This is a genomic window from Paraburkholderia aspalathi (genome assembly GCF_905220735.1).
Classification (GTDB): Bacteria; Pseudomonadota; Gammaproteobacteria; order Burkholderiales; family Burkholderiaceae; genus Paraburkholderia; species Paraburkholderia aspalathi.
The window spans coordinates 827,042-847,112 of record NZ_CAJNBA010000003.1 but is presented as its reverse complement, the minus strand read 5'-3'; the positions used below and the strand labels follow the sequence as shown (position 1 = coordinate 847,112).

The window sequence follows — 20,071 nt, the reverse complement described above, 5'->3', positions numbered from 1 at the left end:
TCTCCCGCTCTCTCAATCCTGTCCAGTTGGACAGGTTGTAGACGATTAAGCCCGCCAAATCAACACCTTTCGTACGGCGACAAACATAGCGAGAAGCGTGCCATTGCACTGCAGCACGCATTTTTCGACGACCTCGAATGCGCGTGTCCATCCGCGCTCAAACGACTAGAATGAAGCGCGACGCGGCACACATGCCGATGCAGGCCAACATGAGAGACGACAACGTGGCTGCCGACATCACGGAAAACGACGAGACACTGGACGAAACTCGCGCGCCTTTGCGGCGGCGCAAGGCGCACATTCGCGAGTCGAATGAAGCGCATTTGCTGGCGTGCGCCGAAGCGGTTTTCGCCGAGCGAGGACTCGATGGAACCAGCACGGCGATGATTGCGGAGCGTGCAGGCTTACCGAAAGCTAACCTGCATTACTACTTCCCGACAAAACTCGCGTTGTACCGGCGCGTGCTGGAAGACCTGTTCGAAGACTGGCATCGCGCGGCGGATACCTTCGAATGCAGTGACGATCCGGTCGAAGCGATTGGCGGATACGTACGCGCGAAAATGGAGTTATCGCGCCGCCGGCCTTTAGGTTCGAAGGTGTGGGCGAGCGAGATCATCCACGGCGCGGAGCATATGGAGGACATTCTCACGGGGCGCGTGAAGCCGTGGCTGGATAGCCGGGTGAAGGTGATCGACAACTGGATTGCGCGCGGGCTGCTGGCGCCGGTGGATGCGCAAACGCTGATGTACATGATCTGGGCAACCACGCAGCATTACGCCGACTTCGACGCGCAGATTCGCGCGCTTAAAGGCAAACGCGCGCTGACACAGAAGGCGTTTGAGGTGACGACGGAGGAAGTCGTGCAGTTGGTGATTCGTGCGTGTGGGGCGGTGTCGCCGGCGCAAGGGAAAGGGTCAGCCGTTCAATGACTACTTCCATCTAGTCATTTTGGAGTACAATAGTGACTATAGGCAAATGACTATAGGAGCTACTGTGCAAGGCAATCTGGTATCGAAGTCTGAATTCAAGGCCAAGGCGCTCGAATTGTTCCGGCAAGTGGAGGCGTCCGGTGAAAGCTTGATTGTCACCGACCACGGCAAGCCAGCGCTTGAAGTCCGGCCCTATCGCGGTGTAGAACGCAGTCCGCTAGACGTGCTACGCGGCTCGGTCGTGCGTTACGACAATCCCACCGCTCCCGTTGGAGAGGATGACTGGGAGGCGACGCAGTGATCGTTCTGGATACCCATACTTTGGTCTGGTGGGTCACCGGCGATCCGACGTTAAGCAAGAAAGCAAAGACTGCCATCGCGCACGAAATGGCCGGCGGGGAAATCGTCGTGTCGGCCATTTCCGCATGGGAAATAGCCATGCTGGTGGAGCGCGAGAGGCTCCTACTCTCGATGGATGTCAGCAGTTGGCTCGCCACCGTCTCGGCAATCGAAGCTGTGCGCTTTATACCTGTCGATGTGGAAATCGCAACGAAGTCCGTCGATCTTCCCGGTGAGTTCCACAGAGACCCAGCCGACAGGATGATCGTCGCGACCGCTCGCAAGTTTGCCGTACCGCTAGTGACAAAAGACGAAAAAATTCGCGCGTATCCACACGTCAAAACGATCTGGTAAAGACCATGAGGCCCGCAGGCATGCGGGCCAATTCATGGCCAGACATCAGTCAATCAATACGTCTCCAGATGCAGCCGCCCTTCCCGCTTCAGCTTCATCCATAGCGCTTCCCAGTCGAGCTGGTGCTGTTCGCCGATTTCCTTGAGCGCTTGCAGCACGCCGTCTTCCATCCCCTTCAAGCCGCACACGTAGATATGCGTGTTGTCGTCCTTGAGCATCTGTGCGACATCGACCGCACGCTCACGCATCGCGTCCTGCACGTAGCGTTTGGGCTGTCCCGGCGTGCGCGAAAACGCCAGATTCGTGTCGATGAAATCCTTCGGCAGATTCGTCAAAGGACCAAAGTAAGGCAGCTCTTCTTTCGTGCGCGCGCCGAAGAACAACATCAGCTTGCCGGTCGCCCCTTTCAGACGACGCCGCCTACGATATTCGGTCATCGCGCGCATCGGCGCCGAGCCTGTGCCCGTGCAAATCATCAGCAGATGCGAGTTCGGATGGTTCGGCATCAGGAAGGTGCCGCCGAACGGGCCTATTACGCTGACCACGTCGCCCTTCTTCAGATCGCACAGATAATTCGAGCAGACTCCATCGAGCGCGTCGCCGTGCTGCTGGGACACGCGCTTCACGGTGAGAGAAACATTGTTGTAGCCGGGCCGCTCGCCATCGCGCGGACTCGCAATCGAATACTGCCGCGCGTGATGCGTGCGGCCATCGGCGGTCGCGCCCGGTGGCAGGACGCCGATCGACTGGCCCTCAAGCACAGGGAAAGGCATCGAGCCGAAATCGAGCACGATGTGATGGATGTCGCTATCCGTCGAGCCGTCCGTGAGCCGGTAGTTGCCGACCACTGTCGCGGTAGTCGGCGCCTTGTGCGTATAGAGATTCACGTACGGTTTCGCCGCGGACCATGGCGGCACGACCGACCCACGCACGGTATCGACTTCAATACCGCTTGCGTCCGCTGGCGCATCGCCTGAGGCTCCGGCCGCGACCGATTCATCTTCCGCAGCAGGCACCGCCATTGTGTTCTGCTCGGGCAGCACGTCCCATTTGAACTGCTCGTCAATGGAATACGCATCGGCTTTCAGCACAGTGCGCCAGTTATCGATCGAGCCAGTCGGACACGGTGGCACGCACGCCATGCAGCCGTTGCAGACATCCGCCTTGACCACATAATTGTTCTCGTCGTGCGTGATCGCATCGACCGGGCAAGTCTCTTCGCAGGTATTGCAGCGAATGCAGATTTCCGGATCGATCAGATGTTGCCTGAGAACTTCGATCGATACTGGGCCGTTCATGACTTCCTCCACCAGATATTCGTGCGAATACGACGCCGCACGTTTTCAATCGCCGTGCTCAGTTAAAGCGCACGTATTCGAAATCGACCGGCTGACGGTTCACGCCCATTGCCGGCGGCGCAATCCAGTTCGCGAACTTGCCCGGTTCGACGACGCGACCCATCAGCGAGGCGACATACGCACGATCTTCCGGCGAGGCGAGCCACTTCGCTTCATTGGCGGCCCATTCGGTCTCGCTGATCACGCGGCCGTCCGGCGACACACGCGTACCTGCAAACGTGCCGATCTGCCGGTTGAACGCTTTATGCGGCACTGTCATGCGGAAATCGATGCCAGCCTTTTCGAGCACCTTGTTCCAGCGGCCGACACCCGCCACCGAATCTTTAATGTAGTCGTCGCGCAGCACTTCATTCATCGCGTTGAGCATCGGCACTTCGCGCTCGACCAGTTTGCCGTCCTGCACGTCGAGCAGCTTGTAGCTTTGACCGTTCAATTGATGATCGTCGTCGCGCTTGTTCTCTTCATAGCGGCCCTTCAGGCCCGAGCTGTAGAACGTGGCCGCATTAGACGAATGATCGGCGCCGAACAGATCGATCGTCACCGAGTAATGAAAGTTCAAGTAGCGCTGGATGGTCGGCAGATCGATCACGCCGGCCGCGCGAATCTTCGCGACGTCGTCCGTGCCCAGTTCGTTCATCACTTGCGCCGTGCGCTGGATCACGCGCGACACACCCGATTCGCCGACGAACATGTGATGCGCTTCTTCGGTCAGCATGAACTTGGTGGTGCGTGCAAGCGGATCGAAACCCGACTCGGCGAGCGCCGACAACTGGAATTTGCCGTCGCGGTCGGTGAAGTACGTGAACATGTAAAACGCGAGCCAGTCCGGCGTTTTCTCATTGAAGGCGCCGAGAATACGCGGATTATCTTCGTCACCCGAACGGCGGCCGAGCAGTGCCTCTGCTTCCTCGCGACCATCGCGGCCGAAGTAACGGTGCAGCAGGTACACCATCGCCCACAGGTGGCGGCCTTCTTCCACGTTCACCTGAAACAGGTTGCGCAGGTCGTACATCGACGGCGCGGTCAAACCCAGATGCCGTTGCTGCTCGACCGAAGCCGGCTCCGTATCGCCTTGCGTGACGATAATGCGGCGCAGATTCGCGCGATGCTCGCCGGGCACGTCCTGCCACGCAGCCTCACCCTTGTGCTCGCCGAAATGAATCTTGCGGTCCTGTTCACCGGGCGTGAGGAAAATGCCCCAGCGATAGTCCGGCATCTTCACGTGATCGAAATGCGCCCAGCCGCCCGCGTCGACGCTCACCGCCGTGCGCAGATACACGTCATAGCCATGCGAGCCTTCCGGGCCCATATCGCCCCACCACGACAGAAAATTCGGCTGCCATTGTTCGAGCGCGCGTTGCAATGCACGGTCGTCGGCGAGATTGACGTTGTTCGGAATCTTTTCGCTGTAGTTGATCGTTGACATGGTCGGTTCCTTGGTCGGAATACAGAGCTTGCGGATGAGAGGCGCGTATCAGGCAGGGGGCGTCGGTTTCAGTTACGTTGTGTCGCGTCGAAAGAATCAAACGCGCGAGACGTCGAATTGCGCCTTGCTGCCTTTGCCGTACACCTTGAGCGCGCCCTTCTCGCCCACTGCGTTCGGCCGGTTGAAGATCCAGTTCTGCCATGCGGTGAGACGCCCGAAAATACGCGTCTCCATCGTTTCCGGGCCATTGAAGCGCAGATTCGCTTCCAGTCCGGTCAATGCATCCGGCGACATCGCCGCGCGTTCTTCGAGCGCGATGCGGATTTCGTCGGCCCAATCGATATCGTCGGGCGACGCGGTCACGAGACCCAGGCGCTCGGCTTCAACAGCTTTGATCGCCTGGCCGATCTTCGAGCGCACCGCGTCGAGCGGTTCGGCTTCTTCATAGAAGCGACGAGCCAAACGTGATTGATGCGTGACCATCGGATAGAGACCGAAGTTGACTTCCGAGAGCGTGATCGCCGGCTCTTCGTCTTCGTTGCTCGTCAGTGCCGCCATATAGCTGCGGTCGCAGGCAAACGCGAGTTCGGCGAAGGTGCCGGCAAAACACGAACCCGGCTCGATCAGCGCGAACAGCGAACGCGACGACACGTCGATACGTGCCAGCGTGCGGCGCAAGAGGCCGATCGTCTCGCGCACGAACCAATGGTCCTTGTGCTGCATCAGGGTAGCGTCGGTGGCGAGCAGATTACGGGCATCGCCTTCGGTCTTGAAGACCCAGGTGCCAACCTCGAGCTCGTTAGTGCGCATCGAGAGGATCGCGTCGTCGAGTTCGCGGGCGAACTGCAATGGCCACCAGCTCGTGCCGGCGGCGACGATCGCGTCGATCTCGGTAGGTTGTCCGGCTTGTGGCGCTTTCGCCGTGAAGGTGGCGATGCGCTTCGCACGATCGATCGTAACGTCGAGTGTTTTATAAGTCAGGCCGTCTTCGCGGTTGGTGCGTTCGATACGCGTCAGCACGACGCCTTGTGCGTCCGACGGGCGATCGCTTTGTTCGGCGAGTTCGAGCGCGCGCGCCTGAATCGTCTGATCGAACTGATTCGGCTTCACGACTTCATCCACGAGACGCCATGCTTTCGCCCGCTCACCGCGAATGCCTTCGACTACAGTACAGAAGATGTCCGCACGATCGTGACGCACCTTGCGTTTGTCGGTAACACGCGTCAGACCGCCTGTACCCGGCAGCACGCCCAGCAACGGCACTTCCGGCAGCGAAACCGACGACGAGCGGTCATCCACGAGATAGATCTCGTCGCAAGCGAGCGCGAGTTCGTATCCGCCACCGGCGCATGCACCGTTCACGGCGGCGAGAAACTTCAGACCTGAATGACGCGATGAATCTTCGAGACCGTTGCGCGTTTCGTTGGTGAATTTGCAGAAGTTGACCTTCCAGGCGTGCGTGGACAAACCCAGCATGAAGATGTTCGCGCCCGAGCAGAACACGCGATCCTTCAAGCTCGTCAGCACCACCGTTTTGACTTCAGGATGCTCGAAGCGGATGCGTTGTATCGCGTCGTGCAGTTCGATGTCGACGCCAAGGTCGTATGAATTCAGCTTCAGCTTGTAGCCGTCCCGGATCCCGCCGTCCTCGGCGATGTCGATGCCAAGGGTTGCGACAGGACCGTTGAAACTCAGCTTCCAGTGCTTGTACTGAGAGGGATCGGTGCGGTAGTCGACCGGCGCGATTGCGGTTTCTGCTGTGGGCATGGGGCGTCTCCTGACTGGACGATGCAAAACTTGTTTTTTGAACAATAGTGCATCGTCATCCCCGAGTAAAGCACTTTAGTGCATGTTTGCTAGTAAACCCTAGCTCGCACTGCATTTCAACTCACCCGTACTTCGTCCGGCGATTCTGCCGCGAGCCTTGCAGCCAGCCGGTCGCGCAGCTGCAAATAGGCGTCGGCCAAGGTTTTTTCGCTGGTGTCGAAGGTCATATCGGCGCGGCCGTATAGTTCGCTACGCCCCGCCAGGATGCGCTTCAGGTCATCCATCGCCTCCTTGTTGCCGGACATCGGCCGCAGGTCGCCTTGCGCGACGACGCGGCGCATATGCTCTTCCGGCGTGGCCTGCAGCCATACGGTAAAGCAGTGCGACAGCAGCGCGTTGAAGGTGCCCGACTCCGACACCAGCCCGCCCGGCGACGCGATCACAGCGCGCTCATGCTCGTGAATCACCGCCTCCAGCGCGCGGTGCTCATAACGCCGGTAAGCGCTCGCACCGTAAAGCGAATGAATCTCCGACGGCGGACAGCCGGCGAGTTGCTCGATCACCCGCGTCAGCTCGACGAACGGCACTTTGCGCTCCTGCGCCAGCATCCGGCCGAAGGTCGACTTGCCGGCCCCGCGCAGGCCGATCAGCGCGATCCGGTCCTTGCGATGCGGGTCACGCGGCGCCTGCGCGAACATCTCGGCAAGCGCCACGCGGGCGCGCTGCAGCGCCGCCTGGTCGCGACCCTGCAGCAGTTCACGGATCAGCAGCCATTCGGCGGAAGCCGTGGTTTCGTCGCCGATCACTTCGGCCAGCGGGCAGTTCAGCGTCGCCGCGATTTGCCGCAACACCAGCACCGATGCGTTGCCCATGCCCGACTCCAGATTCGCCAGATGACGCTCCGACAAGCCGGTTTCAGTCGCCAGCGTCTTGCGTGTCATGCCACGGCGCGCGCGCAGCAAACGCACGCGATCACCCATCGCGGTTAGAAAAGGATCGCGCTCCGCCCCACGCTCAGCCCCGCTGTCGGCACCGCGGCTGGCCCCGGTGGCGCGGCTCGCGTCCTCATCGGCAGGATCGTCCAGCGGCGCGGAAGAGTAATTTTGGTTCATGTTTAACTGCCTATTGAATACGTTACATGTACTATAGTGCTTGACATGGCATTGGTGAACAGTTAATTTTCGCCAAATATTGATCCAATAACAAACGCTGTCGAGGTTTTTCGGCGGCGTCACGGAGACGGCGCAACGGCACGCATGAATTAAGGTGCGTGCGCGTGCTGATCTGGAGGCTTGCATGTCCCCACATGACTTTCAACGCCTGATTGCGGGCGTGACAGAGCAACTCGCCGGCCGCCCGCTCGACGGCACGCTGACCACGTGGCTCAACGACACGTATCCCGCAAACGGCGCGACCTTCCGCGAACTGGCGGATGCCTGCCGCACCGGCGTGGCCGAAGGCTGGCTGTGCAATCGCGAAGGCGGCGGCATTCGTTATGGCCGGATCTTCAAGGCCTTGCCGGAAACCCACGGCTTTTCCGTCGACGTGGTCGATATGAAGGATATTGCCGGTCCGCATCATGTGCATCCGAACGGCGAAATAGATCTGATCATGCCGCTCACCGAAGGCGCTACCTTCGACGGTCATCCGGCAGGTTGGTGCGTGTACGGTCCCGGCAGCGCGCATCGGCCGACCGTTGCGAATGGCCAGGCGCTGGTGCTGTATCTGCTGCCGCAAGGCGCGATCGAATTCACGCCCACCGCAGCGTAGCGGCACGAGACAAGCTTCACACGATCAGACAGTAAGCATCGAGCGGATCAAGAGCACATAACCGCCAGACCGCCCCCACCCGATGGAGGAGACATATGGAAGCCCTGCTGGAAACGGCTGCGAGTCGGCCCGCGCCGACTGTCGAAGCGCCGCCCGCGATATTCAATTTCGCGGCCTACCTGTTTGGATTGAATGAAGCGCGCGCCGCCAAGACTGCCTATATCGACGACACCGGCACGACCACCTACGGCGAACTCGAAGAACGGGCCCGGCGCTTCGCAAGCGCATTGCGCACGCTTGGTGTGCATCCGGAAGAACGCGTGCTGCTGGTGATGCTCGACACCATCGAACTGCCAATCGCCTTTCTCGGTGCGCTCTATGCGGGCGTCGTGCCGGTCGTCGCGAACACCTTGCTCACCACGGCCGACTATGTGTACATGCTGACGCACAGCCATGCGCGCGCCGTGATCGCATCCGGCGCATTGCTGCCGAATGTCACGCAGGCGATGGATACCACCGAACACGACGGTTGCCAGTTGATCGTTTCACAGCCCCTTGACGGCGAGCCTTTGACGGCGCCGCGCCTCAACGATCTGATCGACGCGGCCACACCGGCCACCAAGCCTTCTGCGACAGGTTGCGACGATATCGCGTTCTGGCTGTATTCGTCCGGCTCGACCGGCAAGCCGAAAGGCACCGTCCATACGCACGCGAATCTGTACTGGACCGCCGAGTTGTACGCGAAGCCGATTCTTGGCATCGTCGAAAGCGATGTAGTTTTCTCGGCGGCCAAGTTGTTCTTTGCATACGGTCTGGGTAATGGGTTGACGTTCCCGCTTTCGGTTGGCGCTACGGCTGTATTGATGGCGGAACGCCCCACCGCCGACGCGATTTTCACGCGCCTCGTGCGGTATCGCCCGACCATTTTCTACGGCGTACCGACGCTCTACGCGAGCATGCTCGTCTCACCCAACTTGCCCGAGCGCGCCGCTGTCGCGATGCGCGTGTGCACGTCGGCGGGCGAAGCGCTGCCGCGTGAAATTGGCGAGCGCTTCACCGCGCATTTCGGCTGCGAAATTCTCGACGGCATCGGCTCGACCGAGATGCTGCATATCTTCCTGTCGAACCGCACGGGTGAAGTCGAGTACGGCACCACGGGCCGGCCCGTTCCCGGCTATGAAGTCGAATTGCGCGACGAAGCCGGACATCCGGTGCCCGACGACGAAGTCGGCGATCTGTTTATCAAAGGACCGAGCGCGGCGCTCATGTACTGGAGCAATCGCGAGAAATCGCGTGCGACCTTCCTTGGCGAGTGGATCCGCAGCGGCGATAAATACCGCCGCCTCGCGAATGGCTGCTACGTGTACGCGGGCCGCAGCGACGACATGCTGAAAGTGAGCGGTCAGTACGTATCGCCCGTCGAAGTGGAGATGGTTCTGGTGCAGCACGAAGCGGTGCTCGAAGCTGCGGTGGTCGGCGTGGATCACGGCGGCCTCGTCAAGACCCGCGCGTTCGTGGTGCTGAAGCGTGAATTCACACCGTCTGAGATACTCGCGGATGAGTTGAAGAATTTCGTCAAGGGACGGCTCGCGCCGCACAAGTATCCGCGCGATATCCTGTTCGTCGACGATTTGCCGAAAACCGCTACCGGCAAGATTCAACGCTTCAAACTGCGCGAACAATCATAAGGTGATCCATGCAGAAGCCCGCAACCGCAACCCTTGCTAGCGAATTCGCTGAACTGCCCGCCACGGCATCGCATGGGCCGTTGCGCATCGAATATCGTTGGGTGAATGAAGCGGCGGTCGATGCACCTATCGCCGTCTTCCTGCACGAAGGACTGGGTTCCATCGCGATGTGGCGCGACTGGCCGCAAGTCTTGTGCGAGCGGCTCGGCATGCGTGGTCTCGTTTATTCGCGACCCGGTTATGGACTATCCGCACCGCGTGCGCACGACGTCAAATGGCCGGTCGATTTCATGACCTCACAAGCGCGCGACATCCTGCCCGCGTTGCTCGATGCGCTCGATATCGGCACGCAGGAACGCAAGCGCATGTGGGTGATCGGCCATAGCGACGGCGGCTCGATCGCGCTGCTCTACGCGGCGCAGCATCCGGATGAATTGGCCGGCGCGATAGCAATCGCACCGCATGTATTCGTCGAAGACATCTCTGTGGAAAGCATCGCGCAAACCAAGCAACTCTACGAGACCACCGATCTGCGCAGCAAACTAGCCCGCTATCACGCCGACGTCGATTCGGCGTTCTATGGCTGGAACGATATCTGGCTGAATCCGGCGTTCAGGGAATGGCGCATCGTGGATGAACTCGCCGCCATCAAGCAGCCTTTACTCGCAGTGCAAGGCCACGACGACAACTACGGCACCATGGCGCAAATCGATACGATCGGCGAGCGCGTGCCGCATGCGCAATTGGTGAAGCTCGATGCTTGCGGACACTCGCCACATCGCGATGCACCGGATGCGTTGAATGACGCGATTGCGGGGTTCGTTGCAAAACAGCGCTAGCCCGAAACGACCGCACCGAAACGCCGTACAACTGCGCCGCCCCCGGCGCAGTTTTTTATGCGACATAAATAGAAAAGCGTGCCACTCGCAAAGCACCTCCACGATCAAGCGCTTTAATCCCCCGCTCTAAAAGATACCGTTGCGCAAGCATTCAATATGCTTGTAGACTTCGCCACAACCTCGCTGATTTCTTTAATCGCCAGAAACATAAAAAACAACAAATTCGCTTAATGATTTCGCACCGCTTCAATGCAAACGAACAAACTGGCGTTCTTTGATAACACTCGGCCATACGGTCTATTGAGTGCGCTCATCGCGCTGCGTCGGGCGGCTCAGCCAGTTCGTTCCCATTTCAGATTCGCCAAACGCTCTTTCCGCTTTCCGTCTCACCTCCGCATGAGGCCGGTCGAACGACGTGTGTAACCAACCGGTCATTCTCTCCTTTTGTGTTCTCTCACCTGAAGATCATCGACATGGGCCAGATTATTGTTGTTCTTTTCTTCGCCGCCATTATCGGCGCGGCAGCTGTATTCGCTTCTAAATCGCTGCGCAAAGACCATGAGCCGCAAATGCGCTACGGCGTTATCACATTCGTCCTGGTTGTAGCTGTCGGCATGCTGTTTTCGTGCTTTACGCAGGTCTCGCAATCGCGCATCGGCGTAGTCACAACCTTCGGGCATATCGAATCGGACACGCTGTCCGAGGGCCCTCACCTCGTCAGCCCGGTATCGCGCGTGCATGAGGTATTCATTGGACTCGACGTCGCCAAGGTAGAAGGCGCGCAAGCTGCATCGAAAGACCTGCAGTCGGTGCATACCGACCTGACGATGAACTATCGCGTCGATCCCAACAAGGTTCGCGCACTGTTTGCGATGGCGCCGTCGCTCGAATATGAGGCGTCGTATGTGCAGCCTGCGATGTTCGAAGTGTTCAAGGCGGTCGCCGCGCGCTACACCGCGGAAGAACTCGTCACAAAGCGCCAGCAGGTATCGACCGACATCATGAGCGGCCTGATCACCAAGCTCAAAGGCTACGGCTTTCTGATTCAGGACATCAACATCACCAACTTCAAGTTCAGCGCCGCATTCGATCAGGCGATCGAGGCGAAGGTCACCGCCAGTCAGCGCGCCGAACAGGCCGAACGCGAACTCGCGCGCGTGAAGTTCGAAGCGGATCAGCAGATTGCCAAGGCACGCGGTGAAGCGGAATCGATCGCGATTCAGGCGCAGGCCGTCAAGACCAATGGCGGACAGGAGTATCTGCAGTTGCAGGCGATCAATCGCTGGGACGGCAAGCTGCCGACCTATATGGGCGCCGGTGCGCCGCTGCCTTTTCTGAACATCGAGAAGTAAGGCGCAACGTGGCCGCTGCCCGATGGATGGGCAGCGGCGTTTCTACCTCTCCCCGCTCAAATCACGGTCGAAAGTCCCAACGTCAATACGAGCGCCGTGACCGAAATGATCGTTTCGCAAACGGTCCACGTCTTGAAGGTTTGCGGCACAGTCATCCCGAAGTACTCCTTCACCAGCCAGAACCCGCCGTCGTTCACGTGCGACAGAATCAGCGATCCCGCGCCGGTGGCCAGCACCAGCAACTCGGGCCGCACACCGCCCGCCGTACCCACCGCCGCTGCCGCGATCGGTGCAATGATGCCGGCCGCCGTTGCCATTGCCACAGTCGCCGAACCCGTCGCCACACGAATCAACGCCGCCACCAGCCACGCGAGAATCAGCAGCGGTACGTGCGCGCCCGTCGCGACATCGACGATCGCCTTCGACGCGCCGCTATCGATCAGGATGCGCCCGAAGCCCGCACCCGCTCCCACCACCAGCGTGATACTTGCCGTCGGCGCCAGACACTCGTTGGTGAACTTGAGGATCTGCTCGCGATTAAAGCCACGCGACTTGCCGAACGTGTAGAAGCTCAACAGCACGGCCAGCAACAGAGCCATGTCCGGATGGCCAATCAGACGCAGCGCGTTGTTCATCGACGATTTGGCCGGCACAATCACGTCGGCCCAACTGCCGACCAGCATCAACAACACCGGCAACAGCACCGTCAACAACGTGATGCCGAAGCCCGGCAGTTCCTGATGCGAGCGCTTCGCGTCCTGTTCGATGAACTGCTGCGCCATCGGGTTAAAGCCGTCGAGCACGACAAAGCGCGCGATCAGCTTCGAGAACAGCGGGCCGGCCACAGCCGCGGTCGGAATGCCGACAATCAGCGCGTAGAAAATCGTGTGACCGATATCCGCGTTGTAGGCCGTGACCGCGAGCAACGCAGCCGGGTGTGGCGGAATCAGACCGTGCACGACGGACAAACCCGCCACCATCGGAATGCCGACGCGAATCATCGACGTACCGGTCCGCTGAGCGACGTTGAATGCAATCGGAATCAGCAGCACGAAACCGACTTCAAAAAACACCGGCAGGCCGACGAGGAACGCGATGCACATCATCGCCCAATGCACGTTCTTCGGCCCAAACAAGTCGATCAGCGTACGCGCGATACGTTCCGCACCGCCCGATTCGGCCATCATCTTGCCGAGCATCGTACCGAGCCCAACCACGATGGCAATATGGCCGAGCGTGCCGCCCACGCCGGTTTCGAACGACTTGAGAATCGACGTCGCCGGCATGCCGACGGCGAGTGCCAACGCCACCGACACCATCATCAACGTGATGAACGGATTCATCTTGAAGCGCGCGATCAACACGACCAGCGCGATGATGGCAATCAATGCATAGACGAGTAACAGACTTCCTTGAACGGTCGCCATAGGTGCTCCTGAAGAGAAAGAGCCGCGCCGCAGCTTCCGTTAGCCGGAATGTTGTATGCGCAGCGGCGCGGGCGACAGACTTAGAACTTGTGACGGATGCCGGCGACGGTCACGAACTGGCCGTTGTTGCTCGACGGATTCGAAATGCCTTCGACCCATGCGTGCGAACCGGACGCGCGTTGGTAGATGCCGTTCAGGTAGAGGTCCGTGGTCTTCGACAGGAAGTACTCGCCGCCCACGCTCAGCTGGTTGTAGTGAGCGTTGGTCGCTGTGGTGCCGCTGGTGTTCTGCGTCGTGTAGATGTAGCCGAGCGCGAGCAACGTGGCCGGCGTGAACTGATACTTCAGGCTGGCCTCATAGTTGGCGAAACGCAGGCTGCCGCCGCTCAACAACTGGAACTGCGAGTTCGTATACAGCAGCGCGACGGTTGCCGGGCCGAACACGTACGAACCGCCCGCGCCCCACACCTGGTTGCGCTTCACGCCGCTGATGATCGACGAACTGGTGCTGTAGTAGTTGTCAGACGGCGCCGCACCCGCGGTGCTGGTAGCCGGCTGATTGACCAGCGAGTACGCCGCGTCCAGGTGCAGCGGACCGTTCACGTAATCGGCGCCGACGCTCCATGCGCGATTGTTGGCGAACTCACCCGCCGTATTCGAGAACGCGTACATTGCGTTCGCGGTGAAACCCGCATAGGTCGGCGTGGTGTACTTGACCGCATTGTTGGTGCGGTACGTGTTGTTGATATCGTCGTTGTCGTAGATCGCGTTGCCGTACTGGCTCATCGCGCCGACGCCATTGATCTGCATGTTCGACAGATAGTCCTGCACGCTGTTGTACTGACGGCCGAGCGTGATCGTACCGGCCTTGCTGTTGGAGAGCGCCACCCATGCGCTACGGCCAAAGATGCGGCCGCCCTGACCGGCTGCGCCACTCTCCAGGCTGAAGCCGTTTTCGAGCTTGAACAGAACCTTGTTGCCGCCGCCCAGATCTTCGCTGCCGAGCAGGCCCCAACGCGAGCCCTGCACATTACCCTGCGTCGCCTGATAAGCCTTCTCACCCTTCTGATTATTGGTGAAGGTAAAGCCGGCATCGACAATGCCGTACAGCGTCACGCTGCTTTGTGCGTGGGCGGCCTGCGCGGCGAGTCCGGCGGCAGCGAAAGCGATGGCCGTACGAAGAATCTGCTTGTGCATCATGGTTTCCTCAAGTCGAAAGAAAAGCGAACGCCGGTCACACAATGGTGTTCCGGCGATATGAGTAGTACTAAGCGGGCAAGTCAAAGCGGCACCGGAATTAAATCCGGCGCTACGGTCAAACAACGGTCATCGATCAATCGATATGAACCGGGAGAGAATCAACCCGGCCAATTACGGCGCGCCGCAATGCGGCGCGCGTCGCGCTGGTAAAACGGCGTAACCACGGGTTCGGGCGACTGTCGTGCGCGCTCGAGCTCGGCAGTCAGCCGCGCCAGTACGGTCTGCTCTTCGCCCGGGTGCAGATTGCACGGGTCGATGAAAAAGAAATGCAGTTCCGCTTCATGATCACGCACGATCACCGGCGCCTCGCCTTCGGGTGGCCGCGCGAGCGCATCGGCGAGGTCCCACGCAGTGATACGGGCCTGCCGGGGATCGATATGCAGTTTCAGACGATCGAGCGGATTGCCGGTCGGATCGGCGTCGATCTCAGCCCAGACGCCGTCGCAACGATTCAAGGTCTCGCGCCACAGCGTGAGATAGCCGCGTTCGCGAGCGCGAACCGCGACATGGTCGCGCTGCTGCCATTGTTCGAGCGCGGTAATCGCGCCCACAATGCCTTCCTTGCCGACTTTCATGCCGCGGCCAATGCCGCCGTTCTGGAAATACGCGGCACGTACCAGCGTTTTATTACCCGCGACGATGCCGGCGGTCAGCCCACCGAGAAATTTGTGCGCCGAATAAAGCGCAAAATCAGCGCCGGCTTCGATAAAGCGTTTGAGGTCGTATTCGGAAGCCGCGTCGACGATCACAGGCACACCCTTCGCGTGCGCAACCGCAATGAATTCTTCGAGCGGGATCATGCCGAATTGCACCGTATGATGCGAAACCACGTAAAGCGCCGCAGCCGTGCGTTCGGTGATGCCGGTATTCAACTGGTAGCCGTGCGCTTCGGTTGCCGCACCCACCGGCACGACGCGCGCGCCGGACAAACGGATCGCCTGGTCCACCGGTGCGCCATAATTGACGAGGTGACCGGTTTGAATCACGACTTCGTTGCGCTGCAGGGCGCTCGTATCGGGCAGCCGTTCGATCAGGCCGTGGTCATCGCCCGTCATGGTCGCGGCGATGCAAAGCGTGATCGCCGCCGAGCACGACGCGGTGATATACCCGGCTTCGCTGCCGCACGCCTCGGCAATCGCCGCTGAGGCTCTGCGTTGCAGATCGTCGATCTCGACGAATTGCGGCAGCACCTGCGCCACCGCGTCGATTACCGGCGCGCTAACGATGGACGCGCCCAGACTCGTCATCGTGCCTGAAGCATTGATGACAGGGCGTAAGCCAAAGCGAGAGCGAATGTCCATGAAGCGCCTCCGACCGGGTATTTCTTAATTATGGAATATATGTTGTAATTGCGGATCAGTCTAGCATACAATCACCCTGCGTCAACTGGACAAAAACATCTCGCGTCAGAGGAGCACGATGGCTCGCACGTCCCGACCTTCCGCGTCCGAAGCAGTACCCGCGGCGCCTTCAGCCAGCACCGAAGCACAGGCTGAAACTGCCGCGCCGCGCACGCGCACCAGCGCGATCGAGCGCGCCGTGCAGATTCTCGACGCGCTCCAGCAGGCAAACCGCCCGGCCACCGCGTATGAAGTCGCGCGCATGGTCGGCGCGCCGCTGTCCACCGTGTATTCGATCATCAACGATCTGGTCGAGAAGAACCTATTGGCGCGGCGCATGGACGGCACGATCTGGCTCGGCTCGCGTCTGTACGGTTACGGTTTGACGTACGCCAGCTCGCTCGACTACCTCGCGGTCGCTCATGAAGAAATGCAGCGGCTCTCCGCCGAAGTCGAAGAAACCGTGCAGGTCTGCGGACTCGAAGACGGCATGATGGTCGTCCAGCAAATGGCCGAAGGGCCGGGCCACTTCCGTGTGACCTCGCGAGTGGGCAGCCGCGTGCCGCTCAATTGGACCGCGTCGGGACGCTTGCTCGTCGGGCACCTGCCGGATGCCGAACGGGTCGCGTTTTTTGCGCAGCACGCGCAAAGCTCGCCTACCGGTCGCGCGGAAACCCGGCCGCAAGTGCTCGCGCAGATTGCCCGCGAGGCGCTGGAGGCGCGGCTGTCGATTCAGATCGGCGAATCGGATGCGTCCGTGGCGTGTCTCGCGGCGCCCGTGCTCGACAACACCGGCGCGTGCGTTTTCACGATTTCGATCGTGATGCCCGAGGCGAAAGCCGAGCTTGGCACCGAACGGTTCGCACAAGCTGTGCAGGCGGTGGCCGCCCGGATCGAAGCGCGCCTCGGCTGGCGGCATCGCGAGCAGGACCCGGCGGCGTAAGGCCGCCCGGGCCCGAAGCACGAAGAAGCATTAAAGAAGCATGAACTCCAAACCCGCGCGCAACGCTGACTCCTTAAAGACCGCTCACCATCACTTCCCCACCGATGAACTGCTACGACCGGCTGCACACGCGCGGCCTCAAGCTCCCGCAAGTGCCGACGCCGATCGGCAATTTCACGCACTGCACGCGCGAGGGCAATCTGCTGTTCCTATCCGGCCAGGGTCCGCTCGACGAATCCGGCTCGCTGATGACCGGCAAGGTCGGCGCCACCGTCAGTGCGGACGAAGCGTACCGGCACGCTCAGATGGTCGGCCTGAATCTGCTTGCCGTGCTGCATAACGAACTGGGCGATTTACGGCGCGTGAAGCAGGTCGTCAAGCTGCTTGGCATGGTCAACGCGGCGCCGGATTTCACCGAGCATCCGCGCGTGATCAACGGCTGCTCGGATCTTTTCGTCGATGTATTCGGCGATGCCGGTCGGCATTCCCGCTCGGCGGTCGGCGTGGGCTCCCTGCCGGGCAATATTACCGTCGAGATCGAGGCGATCGTCGCGATCCAGGATTGACCGACGCCCAATTCTCAACAAATACCCAAATTTCCACATCTTCACAAAAGTTACACAGGTAAGCGACTATTCTTGCGCATCGCTGACCTGGGCGCGTGGATGCCCTGGCGCATCCTCCCCGTGCCGGAGACATTGCCATGTCTGTTGTGTCGAAGCCGTCCATTGCCTTCTATCGCAAACGTTTGGTGGGCGCACTGGCCGCCGTGTCGCTCTGCATGCTGCTCGGCGCTTGCGGCAACGACGATCCCGCACCGGACACGGGCACCACCCATTCTACCGACGGCGCCGGCGATAACGGCGGCGCTTCACAGGTTCTGTCAGCGAATCCTTCTTCCGCTTCACCAGCGTTACCCGCAGTCACGATTCAAACCCCAGCACTGCCCGCATCAAGCGCCGACGCGGCGCTGTCCGCTGCCGCTTCGACGCCGCTCGCTACACCCGTCATCCACACCGTAGATTGAGTTCCGCGCCCCATGCGGCGCGTGGCTCACGCGCCGCATGGCTCGTTCCTCTTATGAAGATCGAAAGCCAAAACCATGACTTCAAAAAATCGCCGTGATTTTCTGCGCTCCGCCGCGCACGCCGCCGGTTCCGCCACCGCGTTGAGCATGTTGCCGCTGGGCATTCGCAACGCCCTCGCCATTCCAGCCAACAATAAGACCGGCACGATCCGCGACGTCGAGCATATCGTCGTGCTGATGCAGGAAAACCGCTCGTTCGACCACTACTTCGGCACGCTCAAGGGCGTACGCGGTTTCGGCGACACGCGCGCGATCAACCTGCCCAACGGCAAGCCGGTCTGGTACCAGCCGCTCGCCGCGGATGTCGGCTATGTGTTGCCGTTCCGCCCCACCGCGCCAAACCTCGGTCTGCAATTCCTGCAAGATCTCGCGCACGACTGGACCAGCACGCACGCTGCATGGAACGGCGGCCGCTACGATCAATGGGTGCCGTCCAAGGGCACCACGACGATGGCCTACCTCACGCGCGACGACATTCCGTTTCACTATCAACTCGCCGACGCCTTCACGATCTGCGACGCGTATCACTGCTCGCTGATGGGCCCGACCGACCCGAACCGTTACTACATGTGGAGCGGCTGGGTCGGCAACGACGGCAACGGTGGCGGCCCGGTGATCGACAACTCGGAACTCGGCTACGGCTGGTCAACATATCCGGAAGTGCTGCAGAACGCCGGCATCACCTGGAAGATCTATCAGGACATGGGTACAGGACTCAACGCCAGCGGCTCGTGGGGCTGGACGCAGAATCCGTACATCGGCAACTACGGCGATAACTCGCTGCTCTACTTCAACCAGTACCGCAACGCGCAACCGGGCAACCCGCTGTACGACAATGCCCGTACCGGTACGAACGTGGCGAATGGCGACGGCTACTTCGACATCCTCAAGCGCGACGTGCAGAACAACGCGCTGCCGCAAGTCTCGTGGATCGTCGCGCCGGAAGCGTATTCCGAGCACCCGAACTGGCCGTCGAACTACGGTGCGTGGTACGTCGATCAGGTTCTGCAGATTCTCACGTCGAATCCTGAGGTGTGGAGCAAGACGGTACTGCTGATCAATTACGACGAAAACGACGGCTTCTTCGATCATATGGCGCCGCCGTTCGCGCCGGCATCGAGCGCAAACGGCTTGTCGACCGTCGACACCAGCAATGAAAACTATGCGGGCAGCGGCAGCACGCCGGCGGGTCCGTATGGACTCGGACCGCGTGTGCCGATGCTGGTGGTCTCGCCGTGGTCGAAAGGCGGCTACGTGTGCTCGGAACTGTTCGACCATACGTCGGTGATCCGCTTTATCGAAAAGCGCTTCGGCCAGCAGCATAATCTCGGCGAATCGAACATCACACCGTGGCGTCGTGCAGTGTGCGGCGATCTGATGTCGGCGTTCAACTTCAGCACCCCGAACGACGCGTTCCCGACTCTGCCGAGCACGGCCGGCTATGTGCCGCCCGATCAGAATCGTCATCCGGACTATGTACCGCTGCCGCCGCTCGTACAAGCCGTGCCGAAGCAGGAACCCGGCGTGCGCCCGGCGCGCGCGCTGCCGTACGAACTGTTCGTACGCGTGCACGGTGAAGGCGCGGAGAACAAGCTGACGATGCGTTTCGTCAATTCGGGCCGCGCGGGCGCCGTGTTTCTCGTCTATGCAGCCAATGGTCTCGCTGCGCCGCTCACCTACACGGTTGAAGCCGGCAAGCGGTTGCAGGATCAACTGCCGTTGAATATCGACGGCACGTACGATTACACGGTGTACGGCCCGAACGGCTTTCTGCGCCGCTTCGCGGGCAAGCCGGTCGCAAGAAGCTGGTGGCACGGCTCCGACATTGCACGGCCGGAAGTCGCCGAAGGCTACGACGTCGCCAACGGCAATCTGCAATTGCGACTGGAAAATGTGGGCAGCGCGCGCTGCCAGTTCACCATCGTCAATGCCTATGACGCGCACAACGTGGTCAAGCATTCGGTGCGCGGCGGCGATACTGAACAGCTGTACCTCGATCTGCGTAACGCATACGGCTGGTACGACCTTGTGATCACCGTCGACACGGATCCGTCGTTCGCACGACGCTTCGCCGGACACGTGGAAACCGGCCGGAGCAGCATGAGCGATCCGGCGCTGGGGAGCTAAGCTTCAGTTCGGTTTCGATTCAGTCCGTACGAAAAGAAGCGGCCGCTGCGATAAAAAGCAGCGGCC

Annotated in this window: 18 protein-coding genes; 11 read left to right on the top strand and 7 right to left on the bottom strand. The window is 60.6% G+C overall.

The features are described 5' to 3' along the window. Positions 1–170 precede the first annotated feature (170 nt). The 3 genes from KHO30_RS22760 (at position 171) to KHO30_RS22750 (ending at position 1,622) form a co-directional block, all read left to right on the top strand. Positions 171–929 carry a TetR/AcrR family transcriptional regulator gene (locus KHO30_RS22760; RefSeq protein ID WP_211702403.1) on the top strand — a complete coding sequence of 253 codons (759 nt, stop codon included), beginning with the start codon at positions 171–173 and terminating at the stop codon, positions 927–929. Between the two features lie 64 nt (positions 930–993). After that, entirely contained in the window at positions 994–1,230 is a 237-nt protein-coding gene (locus KHO30_RS22755; protein ID WP_093643110.1) for a type II toxin-antitoxin system Phd/YefM family antitoxin, read from the top strand. Then, positions 1,227–1,622 carry a type II toxin-antitoxin system VapC family toxin gene (locus tag KHO30_RS22750; protein WP_093643113.1) on the top strand — a complete coding sequence of 132 codons (396 nt, stop codon included), beginning with the start codon at positions 1,227–1,229 and terminating at the stop codon, positions 1,620–1,622. Before KHO30_RS22755 ends, KHO30_RS22750 begins: the two co-directional genes overlap by 4 nt. Positions 1,623–1,675: 53 nt before the next feature. Here the strand turns inward: KHO30_RS22750 and boxA are convergent, their stop codons facing one another. The 4 genes from boxA to KHO30_RS22730 form a co-directional block, all read right to left on the bottom strand. After that, a complete protein-coding gene (gene boxA, locus KHO30_RS22745) occupies positions 1,676–2,920 on the bottom strand; it encodes a benzoyl-CoA 2,3-epoxidase subunit BoxA (RefSeq protein WP_211702402.1) in 1,245 nt (414 codons plus the stop codon). A gap of 58 nt (positions 2,921–2,978) precedes the next feature. After that, entirely contained in the window at positions 2,979–4,406 is a 1,428-nt protein-coding gene (gene boxB, locus KHO30_RS22740; RefSeq protein ID WP_093643119.1) for a benzoyl-CoA 2,3-epoxidase subunit BoxB, read from the bottom strand. A gap of 96 nt (positions 4,407–4,502) precedes the next feature. Continuing rightward, entirely contained in the window at positions 4,503–6,173 is a 1,671-nt protein-coding gene (gene boxC, locus KHO30_RS22735) for a 2,3-epoxybenzoyl-CoA dihydrolase (RefSeq protein ID WP_211702401.1), read from the bottom strand. A 116-nt stretch (positions 6,174–6,289) separates the two neighbouring features. Next, positions 6,290–7,285, bottom strand: a complete 996-nt coding sequence (locus tag KHO30_RS22730; protein WP_093643125.1) for a helix-turn-helix transcriptional regulator — start codon at positions 7,283–7,285, stop codon at positions 6,290–6,292. A gap of 184 nt (positions 7,286–7,469) precedes the next feature. Between KHO30_RS22730 and KHO30_RS22725 the strand changes: the two genes are divergently transcribed. The 4 genes from KHO30_RS22725 to KHO30_RS22710 all read left to right on the top strand — a co-directional run bounded on the left by KHO30_RS22725 (position 7,470) and on the right by KHO30_RS22710 (position 11,822). Continuing rightward, positions 7,470–7,943: a DUF4863 family protein gene (locus KHO30_RS22725; protein WP_093643128.1), complete on the top strand. Its 474-nt coding sequence runs from the start codon at positions 7,470–7,472 to the stop codon at positions 7,941–7,943. A gap of 95 nt (positions 7,944–8,038) precedes the next feature. Further along, positions 8,039–9,631 (top strand): benzoate-CoA ligase family protein, encoded by a 1,593-nt coding sequence (locus tag KHO30_RS22720; RefSeq protein WP_211702400.1) that lies wholly within the window; start codon positions 8,039–8,041, stop codon positions 9,629–9,631. 8 nt (positions 9,632–9,639) lie between these two features. Next, entirely contained in the window at positions 9,640–10,470 is an 831-nt protein-coding gene (locus KHO30_RS22715) for an alpha/beta fold hydrolase (protein WP_211702399.1), read from the top strand. 473 nt (positions 10,471–10,943) lie between these two features. Next, entirely contained in the window at positions 10,944–11,822 is an 879-nt protein-coding gene (locus KHO30_RS22710; RefSeq protein WP_093643137.1) for a prohibitin family protein, read from the top strand. Between the two features lie 56 nt (positions 11,823–11,878). Here KHO30_RS22710 and KHO30_RS22705 read toward each other — a convergent pair whose 3' ends face one another. The 3 genes from KHO30_RS22705 to KHO30_RS22695 all read right to left on the bottom strand — a co-directional run bounded on the left by KHO30_RS22705 (position 11,879) and on the right by KHO30_RS22695 (position 15,809). Further along, positions 11,879–13,249: a GntT/GntP/DsdX family permease gene (locus tag KHO30_RS22705; RefSeq protein ID WP_175051262.1), complete on the bottom strand. Its 1,371-nt coding sequence runs from the start codon at positions 13,247–13,249 to the stop codon at positions 11,879–11,881. Positions 13,250–13,329: 80 nt separating this feature from the next. Then, a complete protein-coding gene (locus KHO30_RS22700; RefSeq protein ID WP_482053587.1) occupies positions 13,330–14,448 on the bottom strand; it encodes a porin in 1,119 nt (372 codons plus the stop codon). Between the two features lie 158 nt (positions 14,449–14,606). Next, positions 14,607–15,809: an aminotransferase class V-fold PLP-dependent enzyme gene (locus tag KHO30_RS22695; RefSeq protein WP_211702398.1), complete on the bottom strand. Its 1,203-nt coding sequence runs from the start codon at positions 15,807–15,809 to the stop codon at positions 14,607–14,609. 118 nt (positions 15,810–15,927) lie between these two features. On the opposite strand from KHO30_RS22695, the gene KHO30_RS22690 reads away from it, so the two are divergent. From KHO30_RS22690 to KHO30_RS22675, 4 genes are all read left to right on the top strand, one after another. Continuing rightward, on the top strand, positions 15,928–16,791 hold the full coding sequence (locus KHO30_RS22690) for an IclR family transcriptional regulator (protein ID WP_200618887.1): 864 nt from the start codon (positions 15,928–15,930) through the stop codon (positions 16,789–16,791). Positions 16,792–16,895: 104 nt separating this feature from the next. Beyond that, positions 16,896–17,357 carry a RidA family protein gene (locus KHO30_RS22685; protein ID WP_054040495.1) on the top strand — a complete coding sequence of 154 codons (462 nt, stop codon included), beginning with the start codon at positions 16,896–16,898 and terminating at the stop codon, positions 17,355–17,357. Positions 17,358–17,494: 137 nt separating this feature from the next. Then, entirely contained in the window at positions 17,495–17,818 is a 324-nt protein-coding gene (locus KHO30_RS22680; protein WP_211702397.1) for a hypothetical protein, read from the top strand. A 75-nt stretch (positions 17,819–17,893) separates the two neighbouring features. Further along, on the top strand, positions 17,894–20,005 hold the full coding sequence (locus KHO30_RS22675; protein ID WP_200618889.1) for a phosphocholine-specific phospholipase C: 2,112 nt from the start codon (positions 17,894–17,896) through the stop codon (positions 20,003–20,005). Positions 20,006–20,071: the final 66 nt, after the last annotated feature.

Bases quoted from the DNA above. Each gene is read 5' to 3' on its own strand.
- KHO30_RS22680 (WP_211702397.1), top strand. From the start codon at position 17,495: ATGTCTGTTGTGTCGAAGCCGTCCATTGCCTTCTATCGCAAACGTTTG.
- KHO30_RS22685 (WP_054040495.1), top strand. From the start codon at position 16,896: ATGAACTGCTACGACCGGCTGCACACGCGCGGCCTCAAGCTCCCGCAA.
- KHO30_RS22725 (WP_093643128.1), top strand. From the start codon at position 7,470: ATGTCCCCACATGACTTTCAACGCCTGATTGCGGGCGTGACAGAGCAA.
- KHO30_RS22730 (WP_093643125.1), bottom strand. From the start codon at position 7,285: ATGAACCAAAATTACTCTTCCGCGCCGCTGGACGATCCTGCCGATGAG.
- KHO30_RS22705 (WP_175051262.1), bottom strand. From the start codon at position 13,249: ATGGCGACCGTTCAAGGAAGTCTGTTACTCGTCTATGCATTGATTGCC.
- KHO30_RS22720 (WP_211702400.1), top strand. From the start codon at position 8,039: ATGGAAGCCCTGCTGGAAACGGCTGCGAGTCGGCCCGCGCCGACTGTC.
- KHO30_RS22695 (WP_211702398.1), bottom strand. From the start codon at position 15,809: ATGGACATTCGCTCTCGCTTTGGCTTACGCCCTGTCATCAATGCTTCA.
- boxB (WP_093643119.1), bottom strand. From the start codon at position 4,406: ATGTCAACGATCAACTACAGCGAAAAGATTCCGAACAACGTCAATCTC.
- KHO30_RS22710 (WP_093643137.1), top strand. From the start codon at position 10,944: ATGGGCCAGATTATTGTTGTTCTTTTCTTCGCCGCCATTATCGGCGCG.
- boxC (WP_211702401.1), bottom strand. From the start codon at position 6,173: ATGCCCACAGCAGAAACCGCAATCGCGCCGGTCGACTACCGCACCGAT.
- KHO30_RS22675 (WP_200618889.1), top strand. From the start codon at position 17,894: ATGACTTCAAAAAATCGCCGTGATTTTCTGCGCTCCGCCGCGCACGCC.
- boxA (WP_211702402.1), bottom strand. From the start codon at position 2,920: ATGAACGGCCCAGTATCGATCGAAGTTCTCAGGCAACATCTGATCGAT.
- KHO30_RS22715 (WP_211702399.1), top strand. From the start codon at position 9,640: ATGCAGAAGCCCGCAACCGCAACCCTTGCTAGCGAATTCGCTGAACTG.
- KHO30_RS22700 (WP_482053587.1), bottom strand. From the start codon at position 14,448: ATGATGCACAAGCAGATTCTTCGTACGGCCATCGCTTTCGCTGCCGCC.
- KHO30_RS22690 (WP_200618887.1), top strand. From the start codon at position 15,928: ATGGCTCGCACGTCCCGACCTTCCGCGTCCGAAGCAGTACCCGCGGCG.
- KHO30_RS22760 (WP_211702403.1), top strand. From the start codon at position 171: ATGAAGCGCGACGCGGCACACATGCCGATGCAGGCCAACATGAGAGAC.